Raw genomic sequence first — 23,160 nt, forward strand, 5'->3', positions numbered from 1 at the left:
CAGGAGGTTGACCTTGGACCCCCAGCAGTGGCTCGACAACTTCGAGGCCAAGCTGGCCGATCTGCAGCAGAAGTCGGCGGACCTCCAGGAGAACTACGCGGCGGCCAGCGCCACGGTCTCCAGCCGCGACGGCTCGGTCACGGTCACGGTCGGCCCCAACGGCGGCCTGCAGAACATCGAACTCGGCCACCGGGCGTGCGACCTGGGGCCCTCCCGGCTGACCGCGGTGATCATGGAGACCGCCCGCGCCGCGCAGAAGCAGGCCGCGAGCAAGGTCGTGGCGGCCTTCGAACCCCTGGGCGAGGGCACCGAGGCCATGCAGTTCGTCATGGACTCCATCCCGTCGGACGGGACCGAGGACGAGGACGACGACGACGAGCGCGACTACGCGGAGCCGGAGCCGGAGCGCGCCCCGGCGCGGCCGCAGCCGGTCCAGCAAGCCCCGTCGCGCCCGGCGCGCCCGTCGCGCCCGGCCGACGACGAGGACGACGACAACCAGCCGTGGTGACCAGGAAGGCCCGAGCATGACCGCCCCCGAAACACCCATCGCCTCCCCTCCTGGCATGGAGATCACCGAGGAGAACAAGTTCAAGGGCTCGCTGTTCATCTCGGCGTGGGACGAGATGATCACGACCATCGGCAAGGACGCCGAGACCGAGACCGAGAAGGTGCTCGACATCACCTTCGCCGCGATCGGCACGGCCTCGTCGATGGCCATGCTGGCGGTGGACCCGTTCGGCACGCTGCTGGGCGCGGGCATCGGCTGGCTGATCGAGCACGTGAGCTTCCTCAAGGAGCCGCTCGACCAGCTGATGGGCGACCCCGACGAGATCAACGCCAACGTCGAGGCGACCAAGACGCAGGCGGCCGAGCTGCGCGTGCTGGCCGAGGACCACCGCAACGGGCTGACCCAGCCCGAGGGCTGGACCGGGCAGTCCTCCGAGGCGTTCCAGAAGAACATGGAAGCCATGGGCAAGGAGCTGGACTCCCTGGCCAACGCGGTGGAGCAGAAGGCCAAGATCGTCGCGATCTGCGGCATGCTGGTCCAGGTGCTGCGCGACATCGTCCGCGACATGATCGCCCAGTTCCTGGGTTCGCTGCTGGCGGGCGCGATCGCCGCCGCCGCGGCGGCGTTCTTCACCTTCGGCGCCTCCATCGCGGGCTTCATCGGCTACGCCGTGGGCAAGGCCGTGGCGCTGGGCGTCAACATCGGCTCCCGGATCGCCCGGCTGATCGCGGCGCTGGGCCGCCAGATGAGCCGGATCAAGAACCTCGACGACATCACCGACAGCGTCGGCAAGGGCTGGCAGCGGTTCGAGAACATCGCCGACGTGGCCGAGGTCGGCTACGAGGCGTGGAAGGCGCAGGAAGGCGTCGACCGCAAGATCGACAAGGCGCTGGCCCAGAACGGCCAGAACGCCCCGACTGCGACGGCGACCGCGGACAACACGGTCCGGGCCCCGGACGCCCCGACGGCGACGGCGACCGCCGAGCACACCCTCAAGCGAATGGACGCGCCCACCGGCTTCGTCACCTCACAGGCACCGGACGCGCCCACCGCCGACCACGCCGTCAGGCAGATGGCAAAACTGGCCGAACCCACCGCCGACCACGCCGTCAGGCAGATGGAAACGCTGACCGCGCCCACCGCCGACCACACCGTCAGGCAGATGGAAACGCTGACCGCGCCCACCGCCGACCACACCGTCAGGCAGATGGACGCCCCTACGGCGATCGCAACCCCCCAGCACGTCGTCGAGCGAATGGACGCCCCGATCGCCCCCACTGCGGAACATGCGGTCCGGGCCTCGGGCACGACGAGCGTCTCGTCCGCCGCCATGCACACCGCACACGAGGCCCCCACCGCTTTCAGCAGGGCCGAAGCACCGCTCACGTCCACCTTCAGGACCGGCGAAGCTCAGGAAGCACCCATCGCCTTCAGCAGGGCCGAAGCACCGCTCACGTCCACCTTCAGGACCGGCGAAGCTCAGGAAGCACCCATCGCCTTCAGCAGGGCCGAAGCACCGCTCACGTCCACCTTCAGGACCGGCGAGGCTCAAGAGGCACCCATCGCCTTCAGCAGGGCCGAAGCACCTGTCAGGGCTACCGCCCAGCACACGCTGAAGGCCCCGGACGCCCCGACCGCCAACTAGCAGGCGGCAATCCGGTTCGACCTAGTTCAAGCAGCACTGGAGAGACTCGCTCATGGCACGCTTCGGTGGCGGCAACTCCGACCCGAACCCGACCCCGTCGGGCAACCCGTCCCCGAACGCGAACCCCTCGGGCACCCCCTCGACGTCGACGCCGTCCACGCCGTCCGCGCCGAGTGGGCCCACCGGCAACTCGGGGTTCTCCATGAGCGGGTCCTCCATGGAGAACCTGCAGAACAAGGCGGGCGACCTGCAGTCCCGCCTGGCCGCGATCTCGTCCAAGCTGACCGGGCTCCAGCTGGCCCCCAACGCCCTCGGCCCGATCGGCCTGGTCGCGGTGCCCGCCCTGAACAACTCCAACGCCAAGTCGGTCGAGCAGGCCAACAAGGCGTCGACCGCGATGGGCAACGTGCAGGCGGGGCTGAAGGCCACCCAGCAGACGCACGTCCAGCTCGACCAGTTCAACCGGGACCAGTTCCAGAAGATCAACCCCGACTCGGGCGCGGTGAAGCCGCCGGGGGCGGCGGGCGGCCAGATCAAGAACTCGACCACCAGCGGGTCGAACGTCACGCCGATCAACCAGATCAACGGCGGCACCGGGCCCAACCCCACTGGTGCCAAGGGCCCCGCCGGGCCCAACGTCTCGCAGGTGACCACGCCGAAGGGTGGCGGGCCGAACGTCCCCGGCGGCGGCAAGACCCCCGGCGGCCCCAACGTCAGCCCTATCAACACCCCCAAGGGCGGCGCGGGCACCACCATCCCCGGCGGCGGTAAAACTCCGGGCGGCCCCAACGTCGGTCCCATCAACACCCCCAAGGGCGGCGCGGGCACCACCATCCCCGGCGGCGGTAAGACTCCAGGCGGCCCCAACGTCAGCCCCATCAACACCCCCAAGGGCGGCGCGGGATCGGTCAACATCCCCAAGGGCAGCATGCCCCCGCTGCCCAACATGTCCGTCCCACCCGGCTCCACCGTCCCCAAGGGCGGCACCGGCACCACCACCCCCGGCGGCGGCAAGACCCCGGGCGGCCCCAACGTCAGCCCCATCAACACCCCCAAGGGCGGCGCGGGATCGGTCAACATCCCCAAGGGCAGCATGCCCCCGCTGCCCAACATGTCCGTCCCACCCGGCTCCACCGTCCCCAAGGGCGGCACCGGCACCACCACCCCCGGCGGCGGCAAGACCCCAGGCGGCCCCAACGTCAGCCCCATCAACACCCCCAAGGGCGGCGCGGGATCGGTCAACATCCCCAAGGGCAGCATGCCCCCGCTGCCCAACATGTCCGTCCCACCCGGCTCCACCACGCCGCCCGGCGGTGGTCCCCGGACCTCGACGACGGTGCCGACCGGCGGTATGCCGCCGGTGTCCACGCCGTCGACGCCCAAGCCCGGCGCGATGCCGCCCATGACGCCGCCCGCTGCCATGCCGCCCGCGGCGGGTGCGCCCGGTGCGGCGGGCGGTAGTGACCGCAGCACCAAGTTCAACCAGCCCAGCACCCCCAAGGGCGTCTTCGACACCCCCAAGCCGGCGGCTGGTGACGGCACCATCAGCAAGGCACCGTCCGGCGGTGCGTCGGCCACGCCGATCAAGCCCGGTGCCATGCCGCCGATTCCCGGCATGTCGTCCATCCCCACCACGACGCCTCCGCCGTCCACCGGCGCGGTTCCGCCGTCGAGCGGCGCGTCCTCGCCGTCGAGCGCCCCCACGGCCAGGCCGGGCGCGCCCGTCGCGCCGGGAATGGGAACCACTCCGCCCATGGCAGGCGGCGTGCCGCCCGCAGCCGGAGCCACCCCACCCCCCGCAGGCAGCGACCGCAGCACCAAGTTCAACCAGCCCAGCACCCCCAAGGGCGTCTTCGACACCCCCAAACCCGTCGCGGGCGACGGCACCATCACCAAGGCACCACCCGCCGGCCCCGACAAGCCCGGCGGAGCATCGGCCACGCCGATCAAACCCGGCGCCATGCCGCCGATCCCCGGCATGCCGTCCACTTCCACCGCGACCCCGCCGCCCACCGGCGCAGTTCCGCCGTCGACCACGACGCCTCCGCCGTCCACCGGCGCGGTTCCACCGTCGAGCGGCGCGTCCTCGCCGTCGAGCGCCCCCACGGCCAGGCCGGGCACGCCCGTCCCGCCGGGAATGGGAACCACTCCGCCCATGGCAGGCGGCGTGCCGCCCGCAGCCGGAGCCACCCCACCCCCCGCAGGCAGCGACCGCAGCACCAAGTTCAACCAGCCCAGCACCCCCAAGGGCGTCTTCGACACCCCCAAACCCGTCGCGGGCGACGGCACCATCACCAAGGCACCACCCGCCGGCCCCGACAAGCCCGGCGGAGCATCGGCCACGCCGATCAAACCCGGCGCCATGCCGCCCGTCCCCGGTGTCCCCAGCACGCCCACCGCACCTCCGCCATCAACCGCTACACCTCCGCCATCGGCTACTACGCCCCCGCCGTCGGCTACTACGCCCCCGCCGTCGGCTGCCACCCCTCCGCCGTCAACCGCGACGCCTCCGCCGTCCACGGTCAAGCCGGGCACGCCGGTGGCTCCCGCAGCAGGCATCACCCCGCCCGCAGCAGGCGGGATGCCCCCTGCCGCCGGAGCTACCCCGCCGTCCCCAGAGGGTGACCGCAGCACCAAGTTCAACCAGCCCAGCACCCCCAAGGGCGTCTTCGACACCCCCAAGCCCGTCGCGGGCGACGGCACCATCACCAAGGCACCACCCGCCGGCCCCGACAAGCCCGGCGCCACCCCGTCGACCACGCCTCCTGGCAGCCGTGGCGGCGTGAACGTGCCGCCCGCAGGCGTGCCGTCCCCCAGCACGCCCACTCCCGGCACGCCTTCACCCAACGCTCCTGCGCCGAGCACCCAACCGCCGGCGGGCACCACGCCTCCGGCTGCGGACAACAAGGGCGGCCCGAAGGTCGAAACCCCTGCCTCGCAGCCGCCGTCGTCCGACGCGCCGAAGGATTCGAAGCCTTCGTGGATGAACCTGCCCGACGAGGACGCGGGCTACGAGGTCGACTCCGACTCCGACTCGGACTACGACTCGGATTCCGATTACGACTCGGACTTCGACTTCGACGACCCGGCACCCTCACCCGCGCCGAAGCCCGAACCGTATGTGGTTCCGGACGTGCAGCCGGACCCCACGACGATGGGTGAGACCGACCCCGGCTACGACGCCGATGTCGACTCCGACCCGATCGTGAATCCGGCCACGCTGACCGACGCAGAGTTCAAGGCACTGTTGGACACCAAGACCGATGGCGCGTGGTTCTGGTCCGGTAACTTCGTCGGCTTCGACAACAAGAACCACACCATCATGAACATCGCCGGATGGGAAGCATTCGGCAACGCGGGCACCACGCTGGAGGACCGACTCGACGACGCGAACGTGGAAATGCCCACGTTCACCATGCGCGACCCCGAATCACAACGCATCTGGGAAAACGCATCCCAATTCTTCGCCGAAAACGCCAGCGGCGACGTCTACGTCGCGCTTGGGGTCAACCGCCGCGAAGGCAACGTCTTCGACACCAAGGAATTTCCCGCACTCCAAGCCAACCCCAACGTCGACCGCGTCATCGAGGTCAACCCCCACACCGGCGAACGCACCGTCCTCTACACCAAACCCGGCCTCGACACCACACCGACGCCGGACACGGCCCCGCCCACCAGCGATCGCAGTGTGACGCCGGACCAGCCGTCCACCAGCACCCCGCCCCCGGCGGACACCTCGACTGGCCCCACCAGCGACCGCGGCGTGGACAACTCCGCCCCCACGACGGACGCACCGAAGGATTCCAAGCCTTCGTGGATGAACCTGCCCGACGAGGACGCGGGCTACGAAGTCGACTCCGACTCCGACTCGGACTATGACTCGGATTCCGATTACGACTCGGACTTCGACTTCGACGACCCGGCACCCTCACCCGCGCCGAAGCCCGAGCCCTACGTGGTCCCGGACGTGCAGCCGGACCCCACGACGATGGGTGAGACCGACCCCGGCTACGACGCCGATGTCGACTCCGACCCGATCGTCAACCCCGCGACGCTGACCGATGCCGAGTTCAAGGCACTGCTCGACACCAAGACCGACGGCGCGTGGTTCTGGTCGGGCAACTTCGTCGGCTTCGACAACAAGAACCACACCATCATGAACATCGCCGGATGGGAAGCATTCGGCAACGCAGGCACCACGCTGGAGGACCGACTCGACGACGCGAACGTGGAAATGCCCACGTTCACCATGCGCGACCCCGAATCACAACGCATCTGGGAAAACGCATCCCAATTCTTCGCCGAAAACGCCAGCGGCGACGTCTACGTCGCGCTTGGGGTCAACCGCCGCGAAGGCAACGTCTTCGACACCAAGGAATTCCCCGCACTCCAAGCCAACCCCAACGTCGACCGCGTCATCGAGGTCAACCCCCACACCGGCGAACGCACCGTCCTCTACACCAAACCCGGCCTCGACACCACGCCCGATACCACTCCGGCCTCCGACACGATCCCCGCCTCGGACACCACTCCGCCCCCGAGCAGCGAGCGTGGTGCGACGCCGAACCAATCCCCCACCAACACTCCGCCGCCTGCGAACACCCCGTCCCCGGACACGGCTGCGCCGACCAGCAATCGCGGCCCGGACACTCCGCCTTCGGCCAACACGCCTCCAACCAACGCAGCTCCGACGGACAAGCCCGCCGTCGATACGCGCTCCGCCGACGCGCCGAAGGATTCCAAGCCTTCGTGGATGAACCTGCCCGACGAGGACGCGGGCTACGAGGTCGACTCGGACTCGGATTCCGACTACGACTCTGACTCCGATTACGACTCGGACTTCGACTTCGACGACCCGGCACCCTCACCCGCGCCGAAGCCCGAGCCCTACGTGGTCCCGGACGTGCAGCCGGACCCCACGACGATGGGTGAGACCGACCCCGGCTACGACGCCGATGTCGACTCCGACCCGATCGTGAATCCGGCCACGCTGACCGACGCGGAGTTCAAGGCACTGTTGGACACCAAGACCGACGGCGCGTGGTTCTGGTCGGGCAACTTCGTCGGCTTCGACAACAAGAACCACACCATCATGAACATCGCCGGATGGGAAGCATTCGGCAACGCAGGCACCACCCTCGAAGACCGACTCGACGACGCGAACGTGGAAATGCCCACGTTCACCATGCGCGACCCCGAATCACAACGCATCTGGGAAAACGCATCCCAATTCTTCGCCGAAAACGCCAGCGGCGACGTCTACGTCGCCCTCGGCGTCAACCGCCGCGAAGGCAACGTCTTCGACACCAAAGAATTCCCCGCACTCCAAGCCAACCCCAACGTCGACCGCGTCATCGAAGTCAACCCCCACACCGGCGAACGCACCGTCCTCTACACCAAACCCGGCCTCGACACCACACCCGCTCCCGCACCGGATGTTCAGTCCCCGGCCCCGGATGGCACGCGCGGCGCGACGCCGGACCAGTCGTCTTCCAGTACCCCGCCACCTGCGAACCCGTCGACCGGACCTATCAGCGATCGCAGTGTGGACAGCTCCGCGCCCGCGACGGACACCCCTGCGGCCGACACGCCGAGGGACGCCAAGCCTTCGTGGATGAACCTGCCCGACGAGGACGCGGGCTACGAGGTCGACTCGGACTCGGATTCCGACTACGACTCTGACTCCGATTACGACTCGGACTTCGACTTCGACGACCCAGCGCCGTCTCCCGCGCCAAAGCCCGAGCCGTATGTAGTCCCGGACGTGCAGCCGGACCCGAGCACCATGGGCGAGACCGACCCCGGCTACGACGCCGACGTGGATTCCGACCCGATCGTGAATCCCGCGACGCTGACCGACGCGGAGTTCAAGGCACTACTCGACACCAAGACCGACGGCGCGTGGTTCTGGTCGGGCAACTTCGTCGGCTTCGACAACAAGAACCACACCATCATGAACATCGCCGGATGGGAAGCATTCGGCAACGCAGGCACCACCCTCGAAGACCGACTCGACGACGCGAACGTGGAAATGCCCACGTTCACCATGCGCGACCCCGAATCACAACGCATCTGGGAAAACGCATCCCAATTCTTCGCCGAAAACGCCAGCGGCGACGTCTACGTCGCGCTTGGGGTCAACCGCCGCGAAGGCAACGTCTTCGACACCAAGGAATTTCCCGCACTCCAAGCCAACCCCAACGTCGACCGCGTCATCGAGGTCAACCCCCACACCGGCGAACGGACCGTCCTCTACACCAAACCCGGCCTCGACACCACGCCGACGCCGGACGTGCAGCCGCCCGCCCTCACCAGTGATCGCGGCGTGGACAGCCCGGTGGCGAACGACCCGCAGGTCAGCGCTCCTCCTGCGGACACTCCTGTCACCAGCGCTCCGCCCGTGAGCACTCCGCCCGTGAGCACTCCGGCGGTGAACACGCCGCCTGCCGACGTCCCGCCGCCCGCTGCTGGCACGCCTGCGGTGGAAACTCCGGCGGCCAACGCCTCGGACACGAACACCTCGCTGGTCGACGCGCCGCCCCCGGCGTCGCCCCCGCCGAGCGCACCGCCTGCCGGGAACGTCCAGAGCCCGGACCCGGTCGGCGCCCAGCCCGCGCCGGTCAACGCCCCTGGCACGAGCGCGCCGCCGGTCAACGCGCCTGCGGCCAGCATGCCCAACCCGACCCCGGCACCGGTCAACAACCCGACCGCGAACACGCCGCCGGTCAACACCCCGCCGGTCAACACCCCGCCGGTCAACACCCCGCCGGTCAACACCCCGTCCGCTGGCAGTCCGGCGGTCAACACCCCGTCCGCTGGCAGTCCGGCGGTCAACCCGCCTGCGGCCAAGACGCCGTCGGTCGCGCCGGTGCCGCCGCCCGCTGGTCCCACGGCGACGGTCGCCCCGCAGCCGCCCGCCGTCCAGCCGCCGGGTGCCCAGCCGCCTGCGGCGGAGGTCCCCCGCACCCGCTCGGCGGAACCCGATGTCCAGCCGGTCGTGGTCGTGCCCGTCCAGGCGGCGCCGCAGCTGCCCAACGCGCCCCGGCCGAGCCGTCCGGCGCAGCAGCCGAGGACGGTCACCGACGCGCAGCAGGGCATGCTGGACGTGCACGGCGTCGTCCCCGTCCAGGTTCCCGGCGCGACGCCGACCGACAGCCTGGTCAACGCGATCACCGCCACCGATCCGTCGATCACGCCGCAGGTGCCGGGCACGCCCGATCCCTCGATCGCCGACATCGCCAACGCCTCGGGCATCCGGGTGCACGTGCTCGGCCCGGACGGGCAGTTCACCTCGCACGGCCCGATCACCGGCGCGCCGGTGCACGTGGTCCAGCGCGACACCCCGGACGGCCCGCGCTACGACGGGACCAAGGAAGAGGTCCACATCGGACGGCCGGGCGTGGCCTACCCCGGTCCGACGACGGTCAGCAACGGCAACAACAAGTACACGGTCCACCGCGGCGAGTACGAGGTCGAGACGATCGCCGGGCAGCACCACGTGCGGATCTACACCGCGGTGGTCAACCCGGCCACGTTCACGCCCGACGCCGACGGCAACCCGACCTCGCCGTTCAAGGACATCCAGCAGGACCCGGACCCGAACAGCGGCAAGCTGAGCATCTCCACCGGCAACAACGCCCAGCTGTGGGCGGGCGGTGGGCGTCCGCAGCGCGCCATCCAGTGGCTGGCCAAGTACCAGCACACCGACGGCGGCAAGCCGGTCGGCCCGAACAGCCCGGACCTCAAGCGCCCGGTGCTGCGCTCGTTCCTGGTGCCGCTGGAGACCTTCGACCGGATCACCTCCGGGGCCACGGTCGAGCACGGGCCGAACGTGTCCGCGCAGGAGAACACGTACAACGTCGACCAGCGCGGTGACACCAACCAGTTCGGCATCGGCGGCCAGCACCTGGCGGACCTGATCGAGAACGCCACGCCGGGGTCGCTGGTGACCTACGCGCCCGACCCGGCGGTGCCGTTCGCGCACTCGGACGCGGCGGGCCGGGTGGAGCCGGTCGCCAAGCTCTACGAGCGGCTGGGCATGGGTCCGGACTTCCAGACCGACGCCCTGGGCAAGGAGAACGACCCGTGGTTCTCCTGGAAGAAGGACGCCTCGGGCAACTGGCAGTTCGACGGCTTCAACAACAACCCCCAGCAGCTGCACGAGATCGCCACGAACCTGCGCGAGCACTACGTCACGTGGGAGCAGTCCAAGCAGGACCCGGCTGACCGCACGCCCAACGCGCTGGTCGAGCCGGACGCGGAGACCGCGCCGGGCCGCGCGCCCGCGCCGCCGCGCGACACCAGCTTCCCTGCCCGCTACGAGCGGCTCAACCAGTTCCTCAACTCGGTGGGCCCGCCGTCGGTCAACGTCGGCAAGATCACCACCGAGGTGCTGTCGACCGCACCGGGCGTGCTGGACGCGAAGCTGAGCACCGTGACCCCGCCTGGCGTGGACCCGCAGGCGCTCAGGGACGCGGTGGACTCCACCGTCGTGCCGGACTCGCTGAGCTCGGCGCTGCGCGACGTGGACAAGAACATCAGGGGCGCCAACGGCGGCAAGGTGCCCAAGACGGCGGCCGAGTTCACCGCCGCCGTGAACGACGGTTTCAAGACCAAGAAGACCAAGACCTCGTTCGACGACGCGGTGGTCACCCCGCTGGTGGACTCCTTCGTCAACCAGGTCGCGAACAGCGACGGGCTGAAGCTGCTCGACGGTCCCAGCAGGCAGACCGTGGCCGGCGACCTGAGGCAGAAGGCCGAAGACGCGATCAAGGCCGAGTTCGGCGACATCGGCAAGCTGGAGGACCTGTCCGGCGGCCGGGGCAAGAACGCGGGCTGGTTCAGCGGCGAGCGCAAGGCCGAGTTCCAGCGGCTGGTCGCCGAACGGCTGCGGGGCCAGCTCCCGTCGGACGTGCAGGTGGCGATCGACCCGAAGGCGCTCAGCGAGGTCGCGCAGCAGAAGGTGCTCGGTCCCGTGGTGGACCAGGCGCTGGGCTCGTTCACCGGCAAGGACCTGGTGAACACCGCGCCGGACGCGTTGAAGGCCACGGTGGCTGGCGACGTGCTGCCCAAGCTGTCGGCGGACATCGCGGCGAGCCTGCGGCAGGACCCGGCGCTCGCGCTGGCGGACCCCGCCTTCCGCGACTCGATCGCGGACGCGGTGGCCGCCGAGGCGACCGCCCAGTCGCAGCAGGCGCTGGCCGGGTTCACCTTCGCGGAGGTCGACCCGGCCGACGTCGAGGCGTTCATGGCGAACGTGCCGGAGATCGCCACTCAGGCCGAGATCGGCGCGCTGATCGCGGCGGACTCCGACCGGATCGCGGTGGACTTCAACACCCGCCCGCAGGAGGACGGGCCGTTCCTCAACGCCTACGACCAGTGGAAGTCCGAGGCCCCGGCGCAGCACCAGCGGCAGCGCGAGGCCGGTGACGCGCTGAGCGTGACGATCCAGGACGCGGTGAACGCGGACGGCAAGCCGGACGCCAAGCCGGTGGTGGACCAGCTCATCGAGAAGTTCCCCGAGCTGAAGCCGAAGTTCGACGAGGTGGCCACCAAGCCGCAGCTGGAGCCGTACCGCAAGCCCGGCTCCGCGGACGGGTACACCTTCTACGAGCACGCGCAGATGGTGCTGGGCCAGTACCTGGACCTGACCAAGGGCGAGGACCCTGACGCCCGGTTCATCTCCACCGACGCGCTGGCCAAGGCGATCCTGTTCCACGACATCGAGAAGAACAACGCCAAGAACCAGTTCGGCGACGGGCAGGGCCAGCACGACCGCGAGCCGGAGCACAAGCTCGCGGTGCAGATGATGGACCGCTACCAGGGGCTGTGGCCGGACCAGCGGGAGTTCACCGCCGCCAAGGCCATCGTGGACTCCGACCCGTTCGGGTTCTACCTGCGCGGCAAGATGTCCGTGGACGAGACGTTCAAGTTCATCCACGACCTGGCGGCGCGGGTCGGCGACCCGGACCCGAACTACTCGGGCCCGCCGAAGCCGGAGAACGCCAAGAAGCTGTTCGACGAGTTCCACCAGTACTACCAGGCGGACTTCTCGTCCTACACCACGCACAGCACGTTCACCAACGTCGACGGCGAGACCAAGCCCGGTCCGAAGGCGTTCACCGACCGCTTCGTCGCGGACGAGAACGGCATCAAGCGCACCGAGGACGGCCGCCACTTCGAGTACACCGGCGACTCCGCGCAGAAGATCGAGCAGCTGCGCGCCATGTTCGCCGACCCGGACACGATCACCGCGCACCGCGACCGGATCGGGGAGGTCGACGCCCAGAAGCAGGCCGACGACCTGGGTGTCCCGCGTCCCGCCTCGGCGCAGGACACCCCGGCGCAGAACACCCCGGCGCAGGACACCGCCCAGGCCGACGCGGAGCGGTCCCGGCAGGCGGACCCGTCGCGGCCGACCACGCCCGAGGCCGCCCCGCCGAACGCGCCCGGCACCCGCGGCGCGCCGTCCGCGCCGTCCGTCACGCCTGCCGAGCGGAGCGCCCGCGGTCCCGCCCCGGAGCGGTCGTTCGACCTGCCGCCGGGCGCGCCGCTGGGGCCGGAGCACACCGCCCAGCTCGACTCGCTGGCCGCCGACGTGGCCGAGACCAACGCGATGCGCGACCGCACCGGCTACCGGCCCGCCGTGGTCGAGGTGTCCGGCCCGAACGCGCAGGTGGTCGCGGAAGCGCTGGCGGACAAGGGGATCGCCAGCACGGTCCGCGACACCGGTGGCGCGACCACCGACGTGCGCGTGGACTACGACCTCAAGCGCCCCGAGGGCTGGACCCCGCCCGAGGCGCCGGTCGGCGAGAAGGTCACCGACACCGTCATCACCTCGCCCGAGCCACAGGGACCGCACCCGGTCCTGGACGACCCGTCCTGGCGGCACAGCACCGCCACCACCGCGCCGTGGTTCGACGCGCAGCCCGGCGCGGCGCCGGAGGCGGACATCCGCGAGGCGCGGGCGAACACCCCGGTCACCAGCACCGTCCGCGGTGAGGACGCCGGTGTCCTGAACACCACGACCGTCGGCCCCGACGGCATCGCCATGCAGCCGTGGCGCGGCACCGTCGCCTACGACACCCGCGTGCTCGACGTCAACGGCACGCCCGTGCGGGACTTCACCGTCAAGGTCTTCCTCGACCCCAACGGCAACGCCACGCCCGACCAGGTCGCCGGCCTCCAGGAGCGCACCCGCCAGGGTGTGGACGCCTTCTTCAACCAGGGCAACCGGCTGCCCAGCGGCGAGCAGTTCCACGTCACGGTGGAGTTCACCAACGACCCGAAGGACGCGCACGGCACCATCGCCGTCACCGCGCCCGACGGGCGGGCCAACCAGCTGCACTGGCCGGTGGACTCCGACCCGGCGGTGCTGGGCCACGAGGTCGGCCACTTCCTGGGCCTGCACGACGAGTACCTGGAAGCGGGCGACGTCAAGCCGATCTTCAACCACAAGGACGGCCAGGGCCGCGTCGTCAACGACGACGGCCCGATGACGCAGGGCTTCGACGCGCAGGGCACCGGCGTCCTGCCGCGCAACCTGTGGCTGGTGGAGAACCGGATGCACGCGCTGGAGTCGTTCAACACGGCTCCGGTCGACGTGACGACCGACGTGGCACCGGACGTGGCACCCGACACGACGGGTGCGAACGGCGACGCGCAGGCGCCGAACGCGCCGCTGCGCAACCCGTTCCGCCGCACGCCGAACCCGGTCATCCCGCTGGCCCCGGTGGCCAACCCGGACCCGGCCCCGGTGCTGGCCACCCGCGCCCTGCCGGACTTCTTCCAGTCCAACCAGGCGCTGGGCACCATCGCGCCCACCGACGTGCAGGGCGTGGACAACGTCACCGGCGCGATCACCGGCCTCAAGCCGGGCGACGCGGCGGCGATCGACAGCGCGCTGCGCGACGACTTCGAGTCGTTCCTGGGCAGCGGCCGCAACTTCCAGGTCCAGATCGACGGCAAGTGGTTCGAGGCCAACGTCCAGGCCACCATGCTGCCGCCCGCCGACCCGGACGCCGCGATCACCACGCCGAGCACCAAGGTCAAGCTGGACATGGCCGCGGTCAGCGGCACGACCACCGCCACCGCGACCACCGTCGCCACCGCCAACGACATCGGCGGCGCGGTCACCGCGGGCACCGCGGTCGGCCCGTACGGGTCGGCGAGCGGCAAGGCGCAGCTGGCCACCCCGGCGGCGACGGTCACCACGTCCACGTCCACCGCGGACCAGCGCGCCATCAGGTCCGGCGACGGGTCGGTCCAGGCGCAGGTGCCGGTGAACTTCCAGATCACCCTCACCGACGCGAGCGGCAACGTCCCGCAGGCGGTCAGCACCAGCGGCGGCGTGACCCTCCGCATCCCCGACGACCTCGGCACGATCGCCACCTCCGGCACCGGCACCGGCACCGGCCCGGTGACGCTGACCGACCCCGCGATCGGCGCGAAGCTGGAGCACCCGGTGCCGGAGGCGGTCACCGACGTCGACACCCGCCAGGCGTTCACCGAGGTGGCCTCCCGGCTGCACCCGTCGATCACCAAGATCGGCGCGCCGGGTCGGGCGGCGCTGCAGGACTTCCTCAGCCCCACCACGATCCGCGACAACCTCGGCGCGATGCTCAACGGCTGGGTGACCTCGCCGGACCTGGTCAGCCCGCACGCGAGCAAGGGCGGCGCGGTGCAGATGACGGCGACGCTGCGCACCGCCGAACTGGTCGGCACGCACGGCTCGGCCCAGTTGCAGCTGCACGAGACCAACTCCGGCAGCACCGGCGTCACCGCCACCACCAAGACCGGTTTCGACGCGGGCGCCGGGGTCGGCGGCAACGCGGGGGTGCCCGGCGCGGTCGGCGGCACGGTGGGGGTGACGGCGGGCTACTCGGCGCGCACGGCGGAGAGCGCCTCCGCGGGCACCAACACCAGCAACCGCACCGGCATCCAGGTCGGGGGCGACACCGGCCTGTACAAGGTGACCGCCGACCTCCGGGTGCGCACGCCCAGCGGCGACCCGATCACCGTGCCGGTCACCACCTACCTGCGGATGGGGCTGCCCGAGGCCGCCGCCCTGGGCCTGCCGGTGCCGCCGGGCACGTCGACCGACCTCGTCAAGCCCGGCACCGCGGGCACCCGGTTCGAGCCGCCCTACCTGGACGCCGCGCTGGCCGCGGGCAACGCCAAGGTCGGCGAGTTCGCCCCGGCCAACCAGGTGCAGGCGCAGGTCGAGGCGGCGCTGAAGAAGGTGCCCGGTTTCGAGGAGTTCCTGCCCGACTGGAACAACCCGACCGCGGACCCGCGCCGGGGCAAGGGCCAGGACTTCGCCGACGTGGCCGAGCGGCTGGCCAACCAGCGCGAGCTGGCGCAGCTGTCGCCGACCGCGCTCAGGGCCAGCATGGACAGCCTGGTGGGGCCGGGTGTCCAGGTGCGGTTGAAGAACTCCGGCACCACGACCAACACCTACGTCAACATCACCGTGAAGGCGAAGCTGGGCCAGGGCACCCACCTGGGCCAGGCCGACGCGCGCAACGTGCGCGGTTCGTCCTCCAGCGGTCCGAAGCTGGACAGCTCCACGACCACCACCAAGGGTTGGAGCGGCGGTGTCGAGGGCAAGGTCTCGGTGCCCGCCAAGACCTCCCTGGCCGCGGTGTCCTCCGCGCCCCAGGTGGGCGCGAAGTACAACCACTCGTGGTCGACCAAGAACGCCGCGGGTCCGGCGGTGAACAGCACCTCGCTCAACGCGGGCAGCCCGAACGCGCAGGTGTTCCAGCACGACGTCGAGTTCGAGGTGGAGATCACCACGTTCACCCGGCCGCGCAACTGGGTGCAGCGGGTCACCCCCGGTCTGCCGGGAGCCCAGGCGCCGAGGCCGCAGGTCGTCGCGCGCACCGGCGACCCCGGCGCCCCGCAGGCGTTGCCGCCGATCAGCGGCAAGGTGAACCTGTGGGTGTCGGACAGCTCCGCGCTGACCGTGGACCCGTCGGCGTTCAAGCCGGGCGAGCCGCAGGTCACCCCGCTGGCCGAGGCCCCGACCGTGCACCAGCTGCTCAACCCCGGCACGCCGCGCCCGAAGGCGCCGGAGCTGCTGCACGTGGAGGCGGTGGCCAACACCACGGCGCTGCGCGACGAGGCCATCAAGGTGCTCAACGCCGCGGCGGGCGGTGACACGGCGCTGACCGTGCCGGGCACCGAGTCGCGGCACCAGATCGACCGCCTGTTCAGCCCGGAGAACATCAAGGCCAACCTGCGCAAGCTGGCCGAGACCGGGATGCAGGAGACCGGTCTGACCTACGACCGGCGGGTCGCCGACCGCACCGGCGCGATCGGCGTGTCCATCCGGTTCGGCGACGCCAAGCTGGTCAGCATCGCCGACGACACCAGCACCGAGAACACCCTCACCGGCGGCTACAAGGCCGGGGAGGACAAGTCGGTGAGCCGGTCGGTGGACCTCACCGCGGGTGTCAACGTCGGGGTGAAGCCGAACACGGACCCCAAGGGCTCCGGCGGGGTCGCGGCCACCGGCAAGGTCACCCCCTGGTCGGACTCCAGGAGCGGGGTGCGCGAGATCAGCGGCAGCGTCGACCGCACCACCGCCACGCCGTCCACGGCGCGCACCGTGCTGGTGCAGCTGGACGCGAACGTGCGGCTGGTCGGGGAGAGCCGGTCGGTCAACGTCGTGCACGGCGGCACGCCGCACGCGGTGGGCGTGGACGTCAAGCTGCCCAACGCGGTGTTCGCGCGGGTCAGCGAGGACGTGGCGCGCGAGATGGGGCTGCTGCCCGACGTGGCGGCGGACGTGCCGCCGCCCGCGTTGCCGACGATGGCGCCGCCCAGGACGCTGGCCCCCGGCGAGCCGGGGGCGCTGGGGCTCAGCGCCGTCGAGCGGGTGCCCGACCTGTCCGCCGAGGTGTCCAAGCTGGTCGCGGACCTGAACCGGCGCACCGGCAAGGTCGTCGGCGACCCGCTGGTGCCGGACTCGGTGCTCAAGGACTCGATGAACAACCTCCAGCGGCTGGTCGACCTGACCTCGCCGACGAGCGTGAAGTCGATGATCGACAGCGCGCTGGACGGCGGCGTTCCGCTGCTGCTGCACCAGCCGGGCACCTTCGGCAAGGACTCGTTCCAGGTCACCCTGAAGGCCGCGGTCGGCGAGCCGCAGTTCGCGCAGGCGGTCAACGACGGCGTCGTCATGGCGCACTCCGTCACGGGCGCGGAGAAGCTCACCGACAGCCAGGGGCGCGGCACGGGTGTCGGCGTGGGGCTCAAGGCTCCGGGCCTGGCGCAGCCGGGCAGCGCGAACCCCAACGTCACCGGCACCGCAGGCGCGGCGGCGGCGGTGAACGTGGGCCAGTCCAGGAACAGCTCGGTCACCACCTCCACCACGACCCAGGTCGGCCACGTGCACGTGGGCAGCGGCCCGGCGGTGAAGTACACCGTGCCGATCCAGTTCGAGCTGGTGGTGGAGAAGGGCAGCGAGGTCGTCGCCGCGGTCAAGAGCGACCCGAAGGACATGGGCGTGCGGCTGCACGCGGACAACCAGCGGGTCACCGGCACGCCCCAGCCCTACATGGCCGCGGCGATCCGGCGCGGCCCCGAGCACGGCACGGCCGAGGCCGCGGCGACGTGGCAGGGGTCGGGCGACCCGGCCACCCTGCCGCCCACCGCGTCGGTGGAGAACCTGCGCGGCGCCGGGGACCTGCGTGACGCGGCGGTGCGCGCGCTGACCGAGGCGGGCGCGGGCAAGGGCATCACCGGCAAGGGCACCGGCTCGCTGCACACCCTGCTGTCCGCGCTGGGCTCGGAGAGCCTGCAGCCCAACCTGCCGGGGATGCTCGACGGCCCGCTGGAGGTGCCCGGCCTGCACGAGGCCGCGCTGACCTTCGGCCAGGACGCGGACGTGAAGGTCTACGCCAAGCTGGTCAACCCCCGGCTGGGCGGCCTGAGCGACGGCGTCGACCTGGAGAACCCGCGCACGTCGGTCACCACCACCAGCGGCGAGGCCAAGGTCAGCGAGACCGGCGACTTCTCCGTGGTCGCGGCCACCGGCAGCGCGGCGGTCAAGCAGGACGCCGACCCGGCCACCACGGTGAACGCGGGCTTCGGCGGCGTGGAGGCCCGGCACGCGGGCGAGGCGTCCGAGGCGGTGTCCGGCGGCGCGTCGGACAACAAGGTCAACAACCTCAAGCCGCAGGGCCGCACCGGCCTGGTCGAGTTCGACGTGGAGTACCGGGTGGTCGCCACGGTCGGCGGCCGGACCGGCGTGGTGGACCTGGCCGTGCCGTCCTCGGCGGCGGTGCGGATGCCCGCGCCCGAGGCCGAGGCCGTGCTGGGCCGGGAGTTCGGCCAGGAGCTGAGCCAGGCGCAGACCGCGGTCAAGGACGCCGCGAAGGCGTGGCGCGACGCGGAGGTGGCCGTCGACAGCGCCCGGCACGACGCGCAGGCGGTCATCAACGACGTGGCCCCGCGACTGGCGGCGGCCAAGGAGGCGCAGACTCTCGCACAGGCCGCGCTCGACACCGCCGTGCAGGCCGACCAGGCCGCGTCGGGCCGGGTGGCCGACCTGGAGCGGGCGGCGCGGGAGGCGGGCGAGCGGATCACCTCCGCGCAGGAGGCCGTCCGCGAGCTGGGCGTGCGCGTCACGGAGCTGGACATCGCGGCGCAGGACGCCGAGTGGGCGCTGGTCGACGCGACCAGGGAGGTCAACGACGCGGCGGACGCCGTCGCCGAGCTGACCGACAAGCTCGCCCGGACCCCCGGCTCGGAGGGCCTGGCCAGGGAGCTGGCCGAGGCCCAGCGGGACCAGGAGACCGCGCTGGCGACCCAGCGCGACGCCAGGGCCGAGGCCGACCGCGGTCGAGCGGAGTTCGACCGGGCGCAGCGCGACCTCGGCCGGGCGCGGGCGGACCTGACCGCCGCGCGCGACGAGCTGAGCTCCACCAAGGACGCCCTGCGCGACCAGCAGCGGTCCGCGCGCGAGGCGGCCGAGGCCCGCGCCGAGGCGCAGGCCCGGCTGGACGAGGCGACCCGCGAGCGGGCCGCCCACGAGGCCCGCGTCGTCGAGGCCGAGCGGGTGCTCGGCGACCGCCGCCGCGAGGCCGACCTCAAGCAGCTGGAGTGGTGGCAGGCCAAGCAGCGGGTCGAGGAGCAGGTCGACGGCTTCAACGCGTCGCCCGCCGCCACGCCCGCACCGCCCGCCCCGCCTGCACCGGACACGACCGCGGACACGACCGCGGACACGACCGCGGACACGACCGCGGACACGACCGCGGACACCGGGGCGACCCGTGCGGAGGACCTGGCGAAGGCACGGGAAGCCGAGCGGTCGCGTCGCCAGGCGGTCGCCGAGGTGAGCACCCGCCTGGACACCGCGCGCACCCAGCTCGAAAACGCGCGGAACGCGGACGCCCAGGCCACCTGGGACGCCACCGCGAGGGCGCTGGAAGCCGAGCTGGCCACCGCCCGGTCCCAGCTCGACGCCGCGACGGCGGCGGTGGAGGCGCTGACCGACAGCCCCGAGACGTCCCCCGAGACGTCCCCCGAGACGTCCCCCGAGACGTCCCCTGAGGTGTCACCGGAAGTCGCCGCCCCGGCTGCGGAGCGGTCGTTCGACCTCGCGCCGAACGCCGACCTGACCCCGGAGCAGGCCGCCCAGCTCGACTCGCTGGCCACCGACCTGGCCGAGACCACCGCGACCCGCGACCGCATGGGCTACCTGCCCCCGGTGGTCGAGGTGTCCGGCCCGAACGCGCAGGTGGTCGCGGGAGCGTTGGCGGACAAGGGGATCACCGGCACGGTCCGCGACACCGGTGGCGCGACCACCGACGTGCGCGTGGACTGGGACCTCAAGCGCCCCGAGGGCTGGGTGCCGCCCGCGCCCCCGGTCGGCGAGAAGGTCACCGACACGGTGATCACCTCGCCCGAGCCGCAGGGACCGCACCCGGTCCTGGACGACCCGTCCTGGCGGCACAGCGACGCGACCACCGCGCCGTGGTTCGACGCGGTCTCCCCGGTCTCCAGCGCCGACATCCGGGCCGCCCGCGCCGACACCCCGGTCACCAGCCGGGTCCGCGGCGAGGACAGCGGGGTCATGACCGACTCCACCGTCACCCCCGACGGCGTGCGGCTCAACCCGTGGCGCGGCCAGATCGCCTACGACACCCGCGCGCTGGAGGTCGACGGCGTCCCGGTCAGGGACTTCACCGTCAAGCTGCACGTCCCCGACGCCAACCTGCGGGAGCGCACCCGCCAGGGGGTCGAGGCGCTGTTCAACCGGGGCAACCGGCTGCCAAGCGGCGAGCAGTTCCACGTCACGGTGGAGTTCACCCAGGACCCGGCGGACGCCCACGCGCGGATCACCATCACCGAGCCGGGCAGCAGGCCCGACCAGCTCAACTGGCCCGCCGACACCGACCCCGCGCGGCTGGCGCACGAGGTCGGCCACTTCCTCGGCCTGCACGACGAGTACGCGGAGGACGCGGTGGACGGCACCGGCGCCAGGCCGGTGTTCACCCACGAGGAGGGCGCGACCCGCGTGGCGGCGGCCGGGCCGATGAGCGCCCAGCCGGGCCCGCTCGTGCCGCGCAGCCTGTGGCTGGTGGAGAACCGGATGCGGGCGCTGGGCTCGGCCTACGAGTTCGAGGCCGACGCCGCGCTGCCGAAGGCGCCCCCCAAGCGCCCCCACGACGAGGTGGCCACCACCCCCGAGCCCGACGCCATGGACGTGGACTCGACCGACCCGGACGGGGAGCCCGGCCCGGCGACCAAGCGCGCCCGCCACGAGCTGGACGTGCCCACCGCCGAGCTGGCCGACCTCGACCTGGCCCCGGTGGTGCGCACCGACGAGGGCGTGCACAACCAGGCGTTCGCCGACCTGCCGCCGGGCGGGGTGCCGGTGGCCCCGGTGACGCCGGAGAACTACCTGGCGCACACCGAGCTGAGCATCCGCGAGGACCACCCGCTGTCCTTCGTGGTCAGCGTGATCGTCCCGACCAAGGAGCTCGGGCAGCTCGACGCGGTCGTGGACAGCGTCATGGCCGGGCTGGACGAGCACGAGCGCGGCCGGATCGCGTTCGTGCTCGGCGTCAACGCCAAGGACCAGCAGGCGGTGGACACCGCGCTGGCCCTGGCCGAGCCGGTGCTGGCGGGCCGGTCCGAGCCGATCGCCCTGGTGGGGCTGGTGCACGGCAGCAAGGGCTTCAAGCACGGCGAGATGCGCAACCGGACGCTGGACAGCGACGCGCACCGCTTCGCCGTGCAGTCCATGGTGGCCAGGAAGACCTACCCGTACGTGTCCGTCATGGACTTCGACACGGGCAGCCGGGCGGTGCCGTCGGGCGACCACATCTTCGCCCACGTGCGCAAGCTCGTCTCCGACCCGGAGATGGGCACCGACCCGTCCCGCCCGCTGCTGGTGGGCGGCGGCTACCGGGTGGGCGACACCGACGCCTTCCGGCAGGGCGTGGAGGGCAGGCTCGGCAAGGGCAAGCAGGTCAAGGCCAGGGAGAAGCTGAACTCCGACCAGTTCGTCGAGGACTTCCGCACCGAGATCCAGGCCGACATGGCGGCCCGGCAGAACATGGCCGCCACGCACCCGCTGCTGCCGTACACGCCGGAGCCGAACCTGTTCATCGACGCGCTGCCGCCGCTGGTGGACCCCGGCGTGCGGTTCGGCGACGCGGGCGCGGAGTTCGTGGCCCTGTCCAAGTCGCTGAACCTGTTCTACGCCAAGGAGTTGGCCGCCCACCACGAGGTGTTCCTGCCCCCGCACCCGGACAGCGTCGAGCACGCCTCGGAGCAGGACTACGAGGACGCGGTGGAGCTGTACGAGGAGCTGGTGCAGGAGGCCCGCATCGACGGCGCCCGCGTCGAGCACCCGGTGCGCGGCGAGGTGTTCCTGGTGGACTTCGTGGACGGCGCGGTGGAGACCGACCTGTCCCGGCTGGCGATGCCGCTGGTCAAGCCGGGCGCGAAGGCGGTCAAGCTGCAGTCGCACACCACCCTGGGCGGACCGCTCAACCAGGTCTTCAACACCAGGGAGGACAAGAACGGGGTACGCGCCGCCGACTACCGCAAGGCCGTCAACGACCCGGCGAACGGGTTCACCGGCCCCTACCGGGGTCCGGACGCCGACGGCGCGCCGCAGGAGTGGACCCCGGACGAGGCCACCCGGCGGGGGCTGGGCGAGCCCGAGAAGAACGGGCTCAGCGTGGCCATCTCCACGCCGCTGCCCGAGCCGTTCGCGCCCAAGCCGCCCCCGGTGGACGAGAACGCCGAGCCTCAGCCCGAGCCCGCGCCGCTGCCGCCGTTCCCGCCGCAGCCGATCACCAACGGCGGCTACGGCGGCGTTGACCCGGCGCACAAGGTGCACGCCATGCACAACGTGGCGGTGTCGGACCCGTTCAGCACCGCGCAGCAGACCATGCGCCACGTCTACTACGACCTGCTGCCGCAGGTTCCGCAGCCCGCGCAGCACGGCCTGTACGCCGTGCTGGCGCAGGCGGCGGGCCAGACGCCCGCCGGGCTGCGCGGCAACGTCGTGGCGGGCGCGCTGGGCCAGACCACCGTGCTCACCGAGGTGGCGCGGCACACGGTGCAGCGGCCCGCGCACAACGGGCACCTCTACAACGCCCTGGTCGAGCAGCGGCACTGGACGCCGGGGCGGGACGCGGCCGAGGACGCCGGGTGGCGCAACGCCCGCGACCTCACCGCCCGGCTCATCGCCACCGAGCTGCGCGCCGTGGTGGAGCTGCACGAGCCGGGCAGGCCGGTCGCCGAGCTGGGGCCGTTCAGCGGGCAGGCCACCCAGCGGATCAGGCTGCGGGCGGTGCTGGTGATCACCCCGGTCACGCACCCGGACGGCACGGTGGAGCAGCGCCAGGTGGTCGGCTACGAGACGTTCTGAGGGGGGCTTCACCCCCTCGGGTGGCACACGTCACGCCCTGGTGAACCGGTCCAGTGAACCGCGTCCCACCAGGGCGTGTCTCGTCAGTCACAGAGAGGTCAGGCCATGGGG

3 protein-coding genes are annotated in these 23,160 nt (G+C 71.8%); all 3 read left to right on the top strand.

What is annotated here, in order from left to right; all coding sequences use genetic code 11:
* Window positions 1–13 precede the first annotated feature (13 nt).
* The 3 genes from JOF41_RS26870 to JOF41_RS26880 are packed head-to-tail and all read left to right on the top strand — an operon-like array spanning window position 14 to window position 23,049.
* Entirely contained in the window at window positions 14–508 is a 495-nt protein-coding gene (locus JOF41_RS26870) for a YbaB/EbfC family nucleoid-associated protein (protein WP_189225724.1), read from the top strand.
* 55 nt (window positions 509–563) lie between these two features.
* Window positions 564–2,153: a hypothetical protein gene (locus tag JOF41_RS37390; RefSeq protein WP_244989704.1), complete on the top strand. Its 1,590-nt coding sequence runs from the start codon at window positions 564–566 to the stop codon at window positions 2,151–2,153.
* A 52-nt stretch (window positions 2,154–2,205) separates the two neighbouring features.
* Entirely contained in the window at window positions 2,206–23,049 is a 20,844-nt protein-coding gene (locus JOF41_RS26880; RefSeq protein ID WP_209622918.1) for a hypothetical protein, read from the top strand.
* Window positions 23,050–23,160 lie beyond the last annotated feature (111 nt).

The sequence above is a fragment of the Saccharothrix coeruleofusca genome, assembly GCF_017876325.1.
GTDB lineage: Bacteria > Actinomycetota > Actinomycetes > Mycobacteriales > Pseudonocardiaceae > Actinosynnema > Actinosynnema coeruleofuscum.